Here is a 13,541-nt window from a genome sequence, read left to right on the forward strand (position 1 = left end):
CGGCTTCAGCGCCAGGGCCCGGGCAATCGCGACCCGCTGCTTCTGGCCGCCGGACAATTGCGAGGGATAATGCTCAAGCTTGCCGCCGAGACCGACCATCTCCAGAAGCTCCACCGCGGTCTCATGCGCCTCGGCCGCGCCGATCTTCTTCGAAATCCTTTGCGGATCGACCACGTTCTTCAGAACGCTCAGATGCGGAAACAGGTTGAAGTGCTGGAACACCATGCCGATCTTCTCGCGCACCGCATGAAGATGCGCCTCGCTCGCGGGAACGAACACATCGCCCCGCCGCTCATGCCACAACTGCTCGCCGTCAACGAGGATATGACCAGAAGTCAGCGTCTCCAGCGTCATCAATATGCGCAGGATCGTCGTCTTGCCGCTGCCGCTCGGACCAATCAGGGAGATCTTCTCTCCAGACCCGACACTGAAGTTAAGATCCCCAAGAACCGTCAACGCACCATACGACTTCGTGACATCCTGAAATTCTATGAGCGCCTCTGCTGACAAGTCGTATCCTCCCGAGTTGAAAGCAGCGAGGTGTTTGGCTGCATGATTGTTTTTATTGTTGCCATTTGTACATTTTTGAACGATAGCTGTCTATAAGAATTTGCCGGTTAGCGACATGAGGTTGGAAAATGGCTGAAAACTCACGAATTCGTGGTTTTGATTACATAATTGTCGGAGCTGGATCCGCCGGGTGTGTGCTTGCTAATCGTCTGAGTGAAGATTCTCCCGCACGCATTTTGCTGATCGAAGCCGGTCCATCAGACCGCAGCCTTTTGTACGGCTGGCAGCTTTCCATGCCAGCAGCACTGACATATCCACTCAACTCGAAGCGCTTCAACTGGTTCTACGAGACCGAACCTCAACGTCATTTGAACAACCGGCGTCTATACTGGCCGCGCGGCAAGGTGCTTGGCGGCTCCTCGTCCATCAACGGCATGGTCTGGATCCGCGGACATGCCTGGGATTACGACAACTGGGCAGCGCAAGGCCTCCCAGGCTGGACATGGGCCGAATGCCTTCCCTACTTCAAGAAAATCGAAGCACGCAACCGTGAGATCAGCGCGTACAGGGGAGGGGAGGGGCCTATCGGCGTCACGATCGGCGAATATCCGAACCCTTTGTTTGACGCCTATATCAAGGCCGGTACCGAGGCCGGCTTTCCCGAAAGCGAGGATTTCAACGGCTACCGGTTCGAAGGATTTGGCCGGTTTGACATGAATATCGCTAAGGGCCGGCGCCAGAACTCTTCCTTCGCGTACCTGAAGCCTGCTCTTGCGAGGAGGAACCTGACGATCATGACGGGAGCCATGGTGAAGCGTGTGCTGACAAACGGTAACCGTGTCACCGGCGTCGAAATCATTCGTGGACGTGAGGTTGAGACCGTTCACGCAGAACGCGAGGTGATCCTGTCCGGGGGCGCTGTCAACACCCCGCAGATTCTGATGCTTTCGGGGATCGGTAATGCAGATGAGCTAAAGTCGATCGGTATCCCGGTGGTACAGGACCTGAAGGGGGTCGGAGAAAACCTGCAGGATCACGTCAATACGTCGGTGAAGATGGAGTGCAGCCAACCGGTGACGCTTTACAAGGCAAATGCCTTTCCGAACAACGTCAAGATCGGCCTGGAATACTTGCTGCAAGGAACCGGTCCGGGCGCCACGATGCACACGGAGGCGGGAGCGTTTTTCAAGACCCGGCCAGACATCGATTTGCCGGACGCGCAACATCACTTCATTCCGATCCTGGTCTATGACAACGGGCGGACCTGGCCTGACCGCCACGGCTTCCAGTGCCACATCTGTCCGTTGCGCCCGGAAAGCACCGGCCACATCAAACTGCGCTCGGACAATCCGTTCGATCACCCCATCATCGAGGCAAACGTTCTGGCAACGGAAGAGGATCGGCGCATGTCGCGCGATGCCATCAAGATCACGCGTGATGTGTTCAACCAGCCCTCCATGAGAGAATACGTCAAGGCGGAACTCAATCCCGGTCCGGATGTCAAAACCGATGACGAGATCGATGCATATGTCCGCGAAAGCGCGACAACCTGCTATCACCCGAGCGGTACCGCCAAAATGGGTACCGATTCCATGGCTGTTCTCGATCACGAAATGCGGGTTCACGGCATGGAAGGCTTGCGGGTTTGCGATGCGTCTGCCATGCCGAAAGTTGTCAGCGGCAACACCAATGCTCCTGTCTCGATGATGGCGGAAAAAGCCGCGGACATGATCAGGGATAGGCCGCAAATGCCGGCCGAGTGGTTGCCGCTGGCCGATTATGAGGCTGTCAAACCGGAGGCACGTTGATGACACGCCCTACACGGTCCGTCGCCGATGAAATGACGGATGACCTCGGCCCCGAGTTTACCGCTCCGCCGCCGGAGGGGTGGCAGGAACTGGTCACGCGGATCTATGAACCTGCCCGGATCAAGGCGGGCCTAATCAGCCTGACCAACGATCCTTCCGCCGAAATAGACATGCATGCCTATCTCGCACCGTTTGAAGGCATACGTCTGTCGACCAACAGGGTCTACAGCCCTCAATACTCGAATATGGATTCGCTGATTGCCGTGGGAAAGGATATCGCCGCATCCGCTGCGGCGCTGATGCCCGATGACAAGCTGGATGTGCTGGCTTTCGGCTGCACATCGGCCGCCATGGCACTCGGGTCTGAGACGGTTGCCAGGGACATTCGCAAACACAAGCCGGAAACCACCGTCACGGATCCGATTGCTTCGGTCCTGAAGGCGCTCGACGTTCTTGAGGTGAGACGCCTCGCACTCATTACGCCCTACATCGGAGAGGTCAATGTCGGCATCGCGGACTTCTTCGAAGCACAGGGACTGAAGCTTACCGACAAAGCCTTTTTTCGAATCTTTGACGACAATCAGCGCAACAGACTGTCGTTGGAAAGCTATCTGCGGGCGGTCGAAACGATCAACACAGCGGAGTGCGATGCAATATTCATTTCCTGCACGGCGCTGGCGACCGCGCCCTTCGTCGCACTGATCGAAGCGGAAGCAGGGTGCCCGGTGATCACGTCCAACCAGGCGCTTGCCTGGAACCTGATGCGCCTCGGTGGACATGAGGGAACAACAGACCGGTTTGGCAAGCTGTTCACGCTCTAGAATACGGTCTCAAAACAAAAAAAGCCCCCAGGAAACCGGGGGCTTTTTGTTTACTGTGATGGTCAGTCGACGATCAACAACTCACGCGGAACAGTGCCGAGTTGCCGATAGCCGTCTTCGGTGACGACAATCGTTTCGCTGACGCCGACAGTGAATTCGCCGTAGCGACGCAGGGCAGGGGGAATGTGAAAGACCATGCCCGGCTCCAGTTCGCGGGTAACGCCGGTGTAGAACGACAGGATGCCGCCTTCCCCCCAGTCGGGCGCGAAGGAAATACCGACAGCGTAACCGGTCCGTTTCTTGAAGTTTTCGGTGAAACCATCCCGGTCTATGACGGCCTGAGCGGCATTGTGAACCGCTTCACAGGTTACTCCCGGCTTGATTGCATCGAGCGCCGCCTGAAGAGCTTCCTGGCAGCAGGCATTCATGGCAACCGCTTCCGCCGGCGGCTTGCCGATCCAGGCAGAACGCATCAGAGCCGCATGGTAGCGGTCGTGACACCCCGCCATTTCAAGAAACGCCGGGTCATTCTCGCCAAGAACCGTTCTGCGCCAGGTACCGTGTGGAATGCCCGTTCTGGATCCGGCGGAAGCCAATGGCTCCATGCCGACATATTCCGATCCGGCAGCAATGGCTGCTCCCATCATGGCAGCGACAAAGTCATTGTCGGAGTTCCCGGCAGCCACCTTCGCAAGCCCCGCCTTCATGCCTGCGTCAACATAGGACGCGGCTTTCTCCAGTTTTTCCAGTTCACGGGGAGATTTGATGACCCGCAGGCTTTCAATAACGCCCGCGGCGTTGCCAAGTTGTCCGAGATTTTCAAGAAGCGCCTTGTAAATTGCGATGGGCAGGAACCAGCCGCGTTCGTCAATCGCGATCCGTTTCGAAGCCCAGCCACGCGCCTTGATCAGGTTCACCGTCACATCCACCGGATCGGCACTGTCCTGGTAGACTTCCAGATCGCTGACATAGGAATTGGCGATCAGGTTCATCATTTCCAGCTGACGGACAATGAAGACCGGTTCGCCGTCAACCGGTAACAACAGCGCCTGGTAGGTGTAGTATCCCGGCGTTTGCTGTCCGGTCAGGTAAAAGATGTTTTCCGGGCCGGTGACGATCATGATGTCGATGCCGCGCTCGGCGAGGACCGCCCGCGCTCTTTTCACCCTTGCGTCCAGCTCGTCTTTCGGGAAAACGGCTTCCTGGCCCTGCTTGACCAAAGTTTCCTGTGTCATGTTCGTAATCCGCTTCACGCGTTGACTTTTTCGGCGACAAATTTGGTTTCCAGGTATTCCTGCAACCCTTCCCAGCCACCGACACGGCCAAATCCGGTATCCTTGACACCTCCGAACGGTGTTTCGGTCGTGGAGATCGCCATCGTGTTGATGCCGACACACCCGAACTGCAGCCCTTTGCGCAGAAGATCTATCTCGGCACGGTCCTGCGAGAACACATAAGATGCCAGCCCCACCGAAACCGCATTTGAGCGCGTCAGAACGTCATTGACGTCCTCAAAGGTGCCGATGGAAGCAATCGGTCCGAATATCTCTTCCTGGAAACCGACTGATTGCTCGGGAACTTGCGTCAGGACCGTCGGTTCGAAGAACCAGCCGTTATCACCGATCCGGTTGCCACCATGCACCAGCTCCGCTCCGTCCGAAACCGACCGTTCCGTGAGCGTGGACATGGCGTCCAACCGGCGCTGATTGATCAACGGGCCCATATCGGTCGCATCAAGCATGCCGTCCCCGATGGCAAGTGCCTGCGTCCGCGACAGGATTTCGGCAACGAAGGTGTCGTGCACATCCTTGTGCACATAGATTCGGTTGGGTGCGGTGCAAACCTGTCCTGCGTTCCGGAACTTGCGGAAAACGATCTGGTCCGCAGCTGCGGCCAGTTCCGCTGTCTTGCCGACGATGACCGGTGCATTGCCGCCAAGCTCCATCGTGAAGCTCTTCATGTGGCCTGCGGCGTGGGCGGCAAGCAGCTTGCCGACGCGTGTTGAACCCGTAAACGAGATCTTGCGGATTGCCGGATGGTCGATCAGACGCGCCGCGATTTCGGAAGACCGGCCGGTCACGAAATTGACGACGCCTTTCGGCAGACCGGCATCATGCAGCGCGCGGATCAGCTCCTGTCCCGAACTCGGTGCATCTTCCGGCGCCTTGACGACCGCAGTGCAACCGGCAGCCAGGGCAGGGGCCAGGTGAGCAGCGATTTCGCCCATGGGAAAGTTCCAGGGCGAGAAAATAACGACAGGCCCCACCGGTATCCGGGCTACCGTTTGATTTGTCAGCTGGTCCTGGGCCGGAATCGTTCGTCCGTAGACGCGGCGTCCTTCTTCTCCGAACCATTCGAAAAGCTCCGGAATGCCTCCGACTTCCGCCAATGCTTCGCGCAGTGGTTTGCCGTGATCGCGCACCAGCAGCCTGGCGATTTCCGGTGTGCGTTCGGCAATGAGCGTCGCCGCGCGTTTCAAAACCGCCTGACGCTCGATCGGCGGCAGGGCAGCCCAGGCCGGAAAGGCACGTCCAGCAGCTTCTGCAGCAGCATCCAGGTCGTCAATCGTGGCGCACGGAGCACGGCCAATCTCGCTGCCATCCACCGGGTTGAAAACCTGGCGGGTGTCGCGATCACCGGCGTCGATCCATTCTCCGTCGATATAAAGCTGAAAAAGGTGAGCCATCACGCGGCATCCTTCTGCAATGCACGGCATGCCGTCACCATGGCTTCGCAGGCCGTGCGCAATTCGTCGGTGTTGATCGCATAGGCTATGCGCAGGAACGGGGAAAGCCCGAAAGCGACTCCCGGAATGACGGCGGATCCAGCCGCCGTCAGCAGATACTTTGCCATATCGACATCACTGTTGATCTGGACACCGTCGGCGGTATGAAGACCAATCGCTCCTGCGCAGCTGGCATAGACGTAAAAGGCGGAGGACGGCGCTTCTGCCGTCAGCAATCCATTGGTCCGGCTGATTGCATCGAGGACGATGTCCCGGCGTTCCCTGAGCAGGTTCGTCCACTCGCCGAGAAAGGCTGTGTCACCATTAAGCGCCACTTCCGCTGCCGCCTGCGAGATCGAGCTGGCATTCGAAGTCGACTGGGACTGCAGGATTTCAAGCGCGCGGATCAGCCAATCCGGTCCTCCGGCATAACCAACCCGCCAGCCGGTCATCGAAAAGCATTTCGAGACGCCATTCACCGTCAGTGTCCGGCCGAGAAGATCCGGGGCGGCTGTTGCAAACGAGATGAAGGATCCTTCGTAGACAATATGCTCATAGATATCATCCGAGAGCACCAGAATCTGGGGGTGACGGCACAACACTTCGGCGAGGCCAGCCAGTTCTTCCTTCGAATAAAGGGCCCCGGTGGGGTTTGAAGGCGAGTTGAGGATCAACCACTTTGTTGCCGGAGTGATTGCCTCTTCAAGGGCCGCAGGCGTTAGTTTGAAGCCATCCTCATGCCCACAGGACACAATAACGGGTTTGCCTCCCGCGAGTGCGACCATGTCCGGATAGGAAACCCAGTAGGGTGCGGGCACAATCACCTCGTCGCCTTCCTCCACGGTTGCCTGGAAAGCATTGTAGATGATCTGCTTGGCACCGCATGAGACGATCAATTCAGCGGGAGAATAAGATAGACCATTCTCACGTTTGAACTTTTCGGCAACTGCTTTTTTGAGCGAAGCCGTCCCGGCAACGGCGGTGTATTTGGTGTCACCTCCGTTGATGGCAGCGATCCCGGCAGCACGGATCGATTCCGGCGTGTCGAAATCCAGTTCGCCTTCGCCAAGATTGATGATCTTGTGGCCTTCAGCACGCAGGCGTCGTGCTTCGTCGGAAACCGCCGCGGTTGGCGAGGGTTTTGCGCTGGCCATGCGTTTGGCTAGCGACGGGTGAAGATTGGTCGCACTCATCTTGTTTCAGTCGTTCCAGTGGAGATCAGGCCAGGGTGATACGCGCGTCCGGATCGGAGGCGACTTTTTCAAGCGTTTCCTTCAGTTCCGCCTTTTGTGTCTCGTTGAGATCAAGCAGAGGCAGACGCACCGACCCGCCGTTGAAGCCACGCATGTTCATGATGGCCTTGGTCGTCTGCGGCTGGCCGTATTTGCGAGCCAGAACGCGCAGCGGGTACCATAGGCGCTGAAGACGACCGGCTTCCTGGGCATCACCGGATCTGATCGCGTGGAAGATGGCGTGAATGAGCTCGGGCAGGGCACAGGAATTGGTGGAGCTGACACCATCGAACCCAAGCGCCAGCGGTCCGAGAAGCGCAAGGTCGGAGGCCGCCAACATCTTGATCTTGCCGTGCAGGTTCCCGGAGAGGATGTCGACCGCGGTCGGGTTCAGATCCCCCTGTTTCAACGCCACCATTCCGTCGATTTCGGCAAGCTGACAGATGAGCTTCGGGGAAAGCGTGATGCCGATACCCGGCGCATTGTAAATCATGATCCCGGTTTTCGACAAAGGAGCTACCCGGGTGAAGAAGTCGTGAATGTGGTAGTCCTCGACCTCCGACACGTAGGGCGCTGTCACCATCGGCAAGCCACCGAGGTCACCGGCCAGCTTGGTCAGCTCGAAGACAACTCGGCTGTCGGAATGCGCCGAACACAGGAGAACCGGGACCCGGTCGCCGACCTGCTCCATGACCGCCTTGAAGACATTTGCCCGTTCGTCGGCGCTCATGGTCGCGAATTCACCATAGGTGCCGCCGATCAGCAGACCGTCATACCCCAGATCGATGACACGCTCGACATTCTCCGAAAGTGCCTTGAAATCAACATCCCCGTTCTGGTCGAATGCAGTAATGGTGATGTTGAACAGCCCTTTGATCCGCTCGATCGACTCTTCACGGCTTTGCATGGTCTTCAGTCCTTTAATGATGGAATTTTGGGCCTCGATCAGCGGCTTTTCAGCAGATCGAAGGCAATGTCTCGATAGATCTTTGCGGCCAGAACCAGTTCTGCTTCCGGGACGTATTCGTCCGGCTTGTGCGCAACGGCCAGATCCCCGGGCCCAAGGACGATGCCCTGGGCCCCAACCTGGCGGAAATGCACAAGATCGCATCCTCCCTGGAACCCGGTGATTGCCGTCTGGTGACCGTGATGGTGGCAGCAGGCCCGCTGCGCGGCCTCAACGACCGGATGGTCGAGTGCGGTTTCGGTCGCACCGCCCGTGGTGGGTTTGTAGTCGACGATCTCCATATGGGCGCCGGAAATGGCTGCGGCCCGGGCGACCAGGGCGGAGATTTCCTCCTTGACCGCGTTTTCGTCCTCGCCGGGGATCATCCGCCGGTCGAGCATCACTTCGAACAGGTCCGGCACGACATTGTCCGCATGACCACCGTTGCCTCGGGTAATCGTCAGGGAAGGGGATCCGACAAGATCATGATGGCGCTCGCGAATGCGCACATGTTCGCTGCCGACTTCGGAAAACAGCGATGCGCTTTCGATGATGGCATTCACGCCGAGATCCGGCGTTCCTGAATGCGCTGTCTTGCCCATGACGTGAACGATCGGCCGCATCGATCCCTTGTGAGCAGCGACCGTGGTGCACGATGTCGGTTCGCCAACCACGCAGAAATCGATCTTCGGCGCTTGCTTCACGTAGTGCCGGGCGCCCGTGCTTGCGACCTCCTCGTCCGCCACGAACACACCGATCAAGGTACCGGACCATTCATCCCGCGCCCGGACCATTTGCTCCATGGCAGCCAGCATCGACACGAGCGGACCTTTGGCATCATTGGAACCACGGCCATAGAGCAAACCGCTGTCCCGTCTCAAGCGAAAGGGATCGGTGGTCCAACCGTCACCGGCGGGCACCACGTCAAGATGCGTGTTGAAGGCAAAGACCGGCCCTGGACCGTTTTCAAAAACGCCGATCGCGTTGGTTCGGTCCAGATTTATTTCCACGGTTGTGGACTGGAAGCCCATATTGCGGAGCTGCGTGCAAACCCATTCTGCGGCCTCCTGCTCTCTGCCGGGAGGGTTTTCCGTATTGATCGATACGATCTGCTCAAGATTGCTGATCAACTTCGGCAATTCCGGAGTGAAGAAACTCGTGCTCATTGGGCTCACTCGTCAATTTTGTTCTATTTGATTCATAATGTACAATCATTGCGGATGCAATAACTGAATTCAAAGATTGAATCCAAACTCGTGAACAGAGGCTGACAAATCGGATTTTTGTGGTTTATTGTCGCGTAAATACAGGAAAAAGGGATTTTGATATGAATGAGAAGCTCGGCGCGGATCGAAAACCGAGCAAACGACGTGTCCACTTGGCGCAGCAAATTATACAATATGCATTGCAGGAAAGCTGGCCAAAAGGGCACCATGTAGTTGAGCAGTATCTTGTTGACCGCCTTAGCGTGTCCCGGTCTCCCGTGCGGGCGGCTCTCAAGCTTCTCCAGGAGCAGGGGCTGTTGGAAGCCAAGGCGAACCACGGGTTCTATCTTGCTGTTGAGGGCAGGAAGCTTTCAGAATTTGCCCTTGAAACGCCGCAGACCGCGGAGGAGCAACTTTACATTACCCTGATTGAAGGCAGGGCCAAGGGAGAGCAGAACGAGCGGTTCACGCAAACCGAAATCATGCGTCAGTACGAAGTCAACCGGACCACTGCCACAAACACACTCAAGCGAATGCAGGATGAGGGGCTGATCGTTCGCAACGCGGGGCAGGGATGGAGTTTCGTCCCAACGCTCGACAGCGTCCAGTCCAGGCAATCCAGCTACGAGTTTCGATTGGCGCTCGAACCGGCCTCCATCCTGTCATCCACATTCAAGGTTGATTACCAACTGCTGACAGGACAGCGGCACGAGCATCTTGACCTGCTGAACGCCGTCACCCAGCGGCAGTCCAATGTGCATTGGATCTACAAGGTCGACGCGAATTTCCACGAAGCCATTGCGATGATGTCCGGCAACCAGTTCTTCCTCAACGCGGTCTCGCAGCAGAACCGCTTGCGTACGATTCTTGAACTGTGGGACGGCAGCAATCTGGAGCGTGTCGAGGAATGGTGCCATGAACATTTGAAGATTATCGAAGCACTTGAACGTGGCCAGCTTGGCCAGGCATCCAAGTTCATGGCCGAACACCTGACAATCGCGGCGCAGGGAGCGGGGGCAAACACCGACTGAGGCCGTGGTGCAAGGACCGGTTTGCGGAGCGGGAGCATGGCCTTTCGGAGCCCCGGAATTCAGCTGCCCTCGTGCCGCAAAACCTTGAGAACCGGAGAGGTATCCTGAAGTTCTGCGCCCTGGGCTCGAATCTGTCCCGAGCGTCCTTTGGCGAGAGAACCCGCAGGTCCTAGGTTTGAGCGCCGGAGACGATCGCAACATCCGCGGAGCCAATCCCCTGCAGTTGCCGCGGAGCCTGTTCCCAGGTGAGCCTGCCGCCACGCCTTCAGGCATACCGGTATGAATCAGGTCTGCGGCCCGCAGGGTGAAGAAAGTGGACAATTCCGCACTCGTTTCGGTGACCGACCAGATCCTGTTGATCGGAAAGACCTCGTCGTGCCCGACAACCGGGACGGTCGCCCGGTCTTCAGTCGGAACGCGAACGTCGTCAAGCTCAACGGCCCCTGTCAGAGCGTGCCCGGGAAAGCACCACCATCGAGCAGCAGGTTCTGCCCGGTGATGAAGCCGGCCTTGTCACTCGCCAGGAATGCAGCAGCGGCCCCGAATTCTTCCGGCCGGCCAAAGCGTTTGGACGGATTGCCGCTGCGCCTGCGCTCGCGCGCCTCCTCCAGGGAAATTCCCTGCTTCTTCGCCATGCCGGCCAAGGTCACTTCCAGCCGGTCGGTTTCGAACGGACCGGGAAGAATATTGTTGACCGTGACGTTATGCTGAGCGACATCCCTGGCCAATCCGGCAACGAAGCCGGTCAGTCCGGTTCTTGCCCCATTCGACAACCCGAGCGGGGCCAAAGGCGCTTTCACGGCACCGGACGTTATGTTGAGAATACGGCCGAACTTCCGCTCGATCATACCGTCAACGGTTTCGCGAATGAGAAAGATCTGGGTCAGCATGTTGGACTTCAGCGCCTTGAGCCACACATCCTCGTCCCAATCGCGGAAGTCTCCAGTCGGCGGGCCGCCGGCGTTGTTGACCAGGATGTCGACAGGGCCAGCCGTCGCAACAGCCTGCTTGCGGACATCGTCATCCGAGATATCACCCGCCACCGTTTCGACCGAAACGCCATATGTTTCGGCAATCTCCCGGGCAGCTTGCGCAAGCTGTTCTTCTGTCCGGGAATTGATGACCAGATCGACACCAGCTTCCGCCAGCGCATTTGCGCAGGCACGGCCAAGACCCTTGCTCGCTCCGCAAACGAGAGCCCTTTTTCCCTTGATTCCGAGATCCATTCCTATGCCTCACCGGTTGAATTGTACTTTTTTATGCAAATAGTACATTATCGTGTTTTGGTAAAGCTGTTTCCGCTGTCAGCTTCAGAAAATCGGACCAATTGAGTGAATTGGGAAGGCTATGAGGCGGCAAACTCCGTTGTCTATTCCTGCCTTTCTTTGAAGCTGGTTCCGCGGCGAAACTCAAATATGACCGGCAAACGACCGCTTCACGTGAGCCGCTTCAAGGAGAGGAGAGGAGAGGAAAGAACCATCAGACCCAGCGCAGCTGACAAGCGGAGGCCAGAGGAGGGGAGGGGAGAGGTCAGGCTGTTTTCCGGCGGACTGTCGCGCGGCTCGCTTCCAGCCAATCCAAGCCGAATGATCGCCCGATCACGACCCGCTCACCGTTCAGCGAACCGGTGGAAAAGTGCAAGGTGTCAGGAATGAATGGGAAGAAACTCGGAACTGAAGTCTTCCGGCACAGAAGCGATCAATCATTTCCGCTTGAGACCAGCAGCCGGGTTCAGTCGTTGGCAATCAAGGACGAGTTGAGGGAATCCAGAAGCCGCAACAGGGATGGCTTGATCCGCTCTGCGTCTGCCGGGCTTAACGCCGACAACAAAGAAGTCTCATGATCCTTGGCTTCGCCAACAAGCTGCACGCTCAGTTCCTGACCTTCGTCCGTCAGATACACCCGGACACGGCGCCCGTCGCCCTTGTCGCTTCTTCGGACAACCAGCCCGCGCTTTTCCATCTGATCGATGATGCGCGTCATTCTCGACTGTTCCATCAACGAGAATCGCGCCAGCTGAGTGATCATCAACCCGTCCTGGTCAAACAGGCAGGCAAGGACGCGCCATTCCGGAACCCGCAGCCCCAGTTCGCGAACTCGGACATGAAACTGGTGACTGGCTGCTTCGCTGGAAGCCGCCAGCAGATAGAGCAAGTAAGAAGAAACGAATTTTTCCGGTGCCTGGGCCACTAACTTCCCCCAACCTGCGCGTTTGCTCCCAAGGTCATGAACTCGTTTAGCCCGGAAACATAGGGAAAAAAAGAGGCTTGACTCATTTTATATGAAATTTCATATTTTATTCAGGAGGAGGCATTACCGGTGAAACTTGTTCTTGAAAGTGTGGAACCGGAGACGGATCTGGTTCGGGTATTCGGGTTCCGGGCTGAGGCTGGACAACAGTTGCCGGCTTACGAACCCGGTGCTCATCTCAAGTTCGATCTGGGTCCGCTCGGCACACGAGCATATTCGCTGATCGACTGGCCTGAGCCGAACGGTCTTTATTCCGTGGCAGTCCAGCGCGAAGATGACGGGCAGGGCGGGTCAAGGGCCATGCACGAGCTGGTTCTCGGACAAACCGTCACCGCAAGCGACCCCAAAAACGATTTTCCGCTTGAAGAGGATGCCCCGCATGTTCTGCTTCTGGCAGGTGGGATCGGCATCACGCCGCTGATCTCGATGGCCACGCAGCTGAGCTCGGAACACCGCTCGTTCGAGCTCCATTATTCGGCTCGGTCCGCGTCGCGCATGGGCTTTGCCGAAAAACTCAAGGCCGTTTTCGGCGAGACCGCCAACTTCTATTTAGACGACAGCGCTCCGATTGATCTGGCCGCGCTGATGACTGCTCAGCCTGTCGGAACACATGTCTATATTTGTGGACCGAAAGGGATGATCGACGCGGCGCGTGCTGCCGCCGTCGATGCTGGCGTCGCCGAGGACGCGATACATGTCGAACTTTTCAGCACGCCGGAAGTCCAGGCCGGTGATGCTGCCTTTGAAGTCGAGGTTCACAGCACCGGGCAGATTGTTACGGTCGCACCGGACCAGACAATCATCGAGGCTCTGGAAGAAGCCGGTGTCGATGTCATGTACGATTGCCAGCGAGGTGATTGTGGCATCTGCCAGACCGATGTGATCAGCGGAACACCCGATCATCGCGATGTCGTCCTGTCGGACGCCGAAAGGGCTTCGGGCAAAGTCATCCAGATTTGTGTCAGCCGGGCGAAATCCGCGCGTCTGATCCTCGATATCTAAAGCAATTCGCA

General features: G+C 57.6%; 12 protein-coding genes. 4 read left to right on the forward strand and 8 right to left on the reverse strand.

The features are described from left to right. Window positions 1-510 (reverse strand): amino acid ABC transporter ATP-binding protein (locus tag ABLQ08_RS31565; RefSeq protein WP_352950750.1); only part of this gene is annotated, 510 nt, incomplete at its 3' end. Window positions 511-638: 128 nt separating this feature from the next. Here ABLQ08_RS31565 and ABLQ08_RS31570 point away from each other — a divergent pair. Both ABLQ08_RS31570 and ABLQ08_RS31575 read left to right on the forward strand, forming a co-directional pair. Beyond that, window positions 639-2,318, forward strand: coding sequence for a choline dehydrogenase (locus ABLQ08_RS31570; RefSeq protein ID WP_352950751.1), 1,680 nt, complete (start codon window positions 639-641; stop codon window positions 2,316-2,318). Continuing rightward, the gene (locus tag ABLQ08_RS31575) at window positions 2,318-3,139 is read left to right on the forward strand and encodes a maleate cis-trans isomerase family protein (RefSeq protein WP_352950752.1); all 822 of its coding nucleotides are present in this window, start codon (window positions 2,318-2,320) and stop codon (window positions 3,137-3,139) included. The genes ABLQ08_RS31570 and ABLQ08_RS31575 overlap by 1 nt, the downstream gene beginning before the upstream one ends. 62 nt (window positions 3,140-3,201) lie before the next feature. On the opposite strand, the gene ABLQ08_RS31580 is transcribed toward ABLQ08_RS31575, so the two are convergent. Genes ABLQ08_RS31580 through ABLQ08_RS31600 form a run of 5 tightly spaced genes read right to left on the reverse strand, consistent with a single transcriptional unit; the run spans window position 3,202 to window position 9,208 of the window. Then, the gene (locus ABLQ08_RS31580; RefSeq protein WP_352950753.1) at window positions 3,202-4,374 is read right to left on the reverse strand and encodes a M24 family metallopeptidase; all 1,173 of its coding nucleotides are present in this window, start codon (window positions 4,372-4,374) and stop codon (window positions 3,202-3,204) included. Between the two features lie 14 nt (window positions 4,375-4,388). Further along, a complete protein-coding gene (locus tag ABLQ08_RS31585; RefSeq protein WP_352950754.1) occupies window positions 4,389-5,825 on the reverse strand; it encodes an NAD-dependent succinate-semialdehyde dehydrogenase in 1,437 nt (478 codons plus the stop codon). Continuing rightward, window positions 5,825-7,057: a pyridoxal phosphate-dependent aminotransferase gene (locus ABLQ08_RS31590; RefSeq protein WP_352950755.1), complete on the reverse strand. Its 1,233-nt coding sequence runs from the start codon at window positions 7,055-7,057 to the stop codon at window positions 5,825-5,827. The genes ABLQ08_RS31585 and ABLQ08_RS31590 overlap by 1 nt, the downstream gene beginning before the upstream one ends. Window positions 7,058-7,082: 25 nt before the next feature. Beyond that, a complete protein-coding gene (locus ABLQ08_RS31595; RefSeq protein WP_352950756.1) occupies window positions 7,083-8,003 on the reverse strand; it encodes a dihydrodipicolinate synthase family protein in 921 nt (306 codons plus the stop codon). Between the two features lie 38 nt (window positions 8,004-8,041). Next, on the reverse strand, window positions 8,042-9,208 hold the full coding sequence (locus ABLQ08_RS31600; protein WP_352950757.1) for a M20 family metallopeptidase: 1,167 nt from the start codon (window positions 9,206-9,208) through the stop codon (window positions 8,042-8,044). Window positions 9,209-9,369: 161 nt separating this feature from the next. Between ABLQ08_RS31600 and ABLQ08_RS31605 the strand changes: the two genes are divergently transcribed. Beyond that, window positions 9,370-10,278 (forward strand): GntR family transcriptional regulator, encoded by a 909-nt coding sequence (locus tag ABLQ08_RS31605; protein WP_352950758.1) that lies wholly within the window; start codon window positions 9,370-9,372, stop codon window positions 10,276-10,278. A 446-nt stretch (window positions 10,279-10,724) separates the two neighbouring features. Here the strand turns inward: ABLQ08_RS31605 and ABLQ08_RS31610 are convergent, their stop codons facing one another. Next, a complete protein-coding gene (locus ABLQ08_RS31610) occupies window positions 10,725-11,504 on the reverse strand; it encodes an SDR family oxidoreductase (RefSeq protein ID WP_352950759.1) in 780 nt (259 codons plus the stop codon). A gap of 505 nt (window positions 11,505-12,009) precedes the next feature. Beyond that, entirely contained in the window at window positions 12,010-12,468 is a 459-nt protein-coding gene (locus tag ABLQ08_RS31615) for a MarR family winged helix-turn-helix transcriptional regulator (RefSeq protein WP_352950760.1), read from the reverse strand. A 129-nt stretch (window positions 12,469-12,597) separates the two neighbouring features. On the opposite strand from ABLQ08_RS31615, the gene ABLQ08_RS31620 reads away from it, so the two are divergent. Beyond that, window positions 12,598-13,530, forward strand: coding sequence for a PDR/VanB family oxidoreductase (locus tag ABLQ08_RS31620; RefSeq protein ID WP_352950761.1), 933 nt, complete (start codon window positions 12,598-12,600; stop codon window positions 13,528-13,530). Window positions 13,531-13,541 lie beyond the last annotated feature (11 nt).

This window comes from Roseibium sp. SCP14 (genome assembly GCF_040329475.1).
GTDB lineage: Bacteria > Pseudomonadota > Alphaproteobacteria > Rhizobiales > Stappiaceae > Roseibium.

Bases quoted from the DNA above. Each gene is read 5' to 3' on its own strand.
- ABLQ08_RS31600 (WP_352950757.1), bottom strand. From the start codon at position 9,208: ATGAGCACGAGTTTCTTCACTCCGGAATTGCCGAAGTTGATCAGCAAT.
- ABLQ08_RS31580 (WP_352950753.1), bottom strand. From the start codon at position 4,374: ATGACACAGGAAACTTTGGTCAAGCAGGGCCAGGAAGCCGTTTTCCCG.
- ABLQ08_RS31575 (WP_352950752.1), top strand. From the start codon at position 2,318: ATGACACGCCCTACACGGTCCGTCGCCGATGAAATGACGGATGACCTC.
- ABLQ08_RS31585 (WP_352950754.1), bottom strand. From the start codon at position 5,825: ATGGCTCACCTTTTTCAGCTTTATATCGACGGAGAATGGATCGACGCC.
- ABLQ08_RS31605 (WP_352950758.1), top strand. From the start codon at position 9,370: ATGAATGAGAAGCTCGGCGCGGATCGAAAACCGAGCAAACGACGTGTC.
- ABLQ08_RS31590 (WP_352950755.1), bottom strand. From the start codon at position 7,057: ATGAGTGCGACCAATCTTCACCCGTCGCTAGCCAAACGCATGGCCAGC.
- ABLQ08_RS31610 (WP_352950759.1), bottom strand. From the start codon at position 11,504: ATGGATCTCGGAATCAAGGGAAAAAGGGCTCTCGTTTGCGGAGCGAGC.
- ABLQ08_RS31595 (WP_352950756.1), bottom strand. From the start codon at position 8,003: ATGCAAAGCCGTGAAGAGTCGATCGAGCGGATCAAAGGGCTGTTCAAC.
- ABLQ08_RS31570 (WP_352950751.1), top strand. From the start codon at position 639: ATGGCTGAAAACTCACGAATTCGTGGTTTTGATTACATAATTGTCGGA.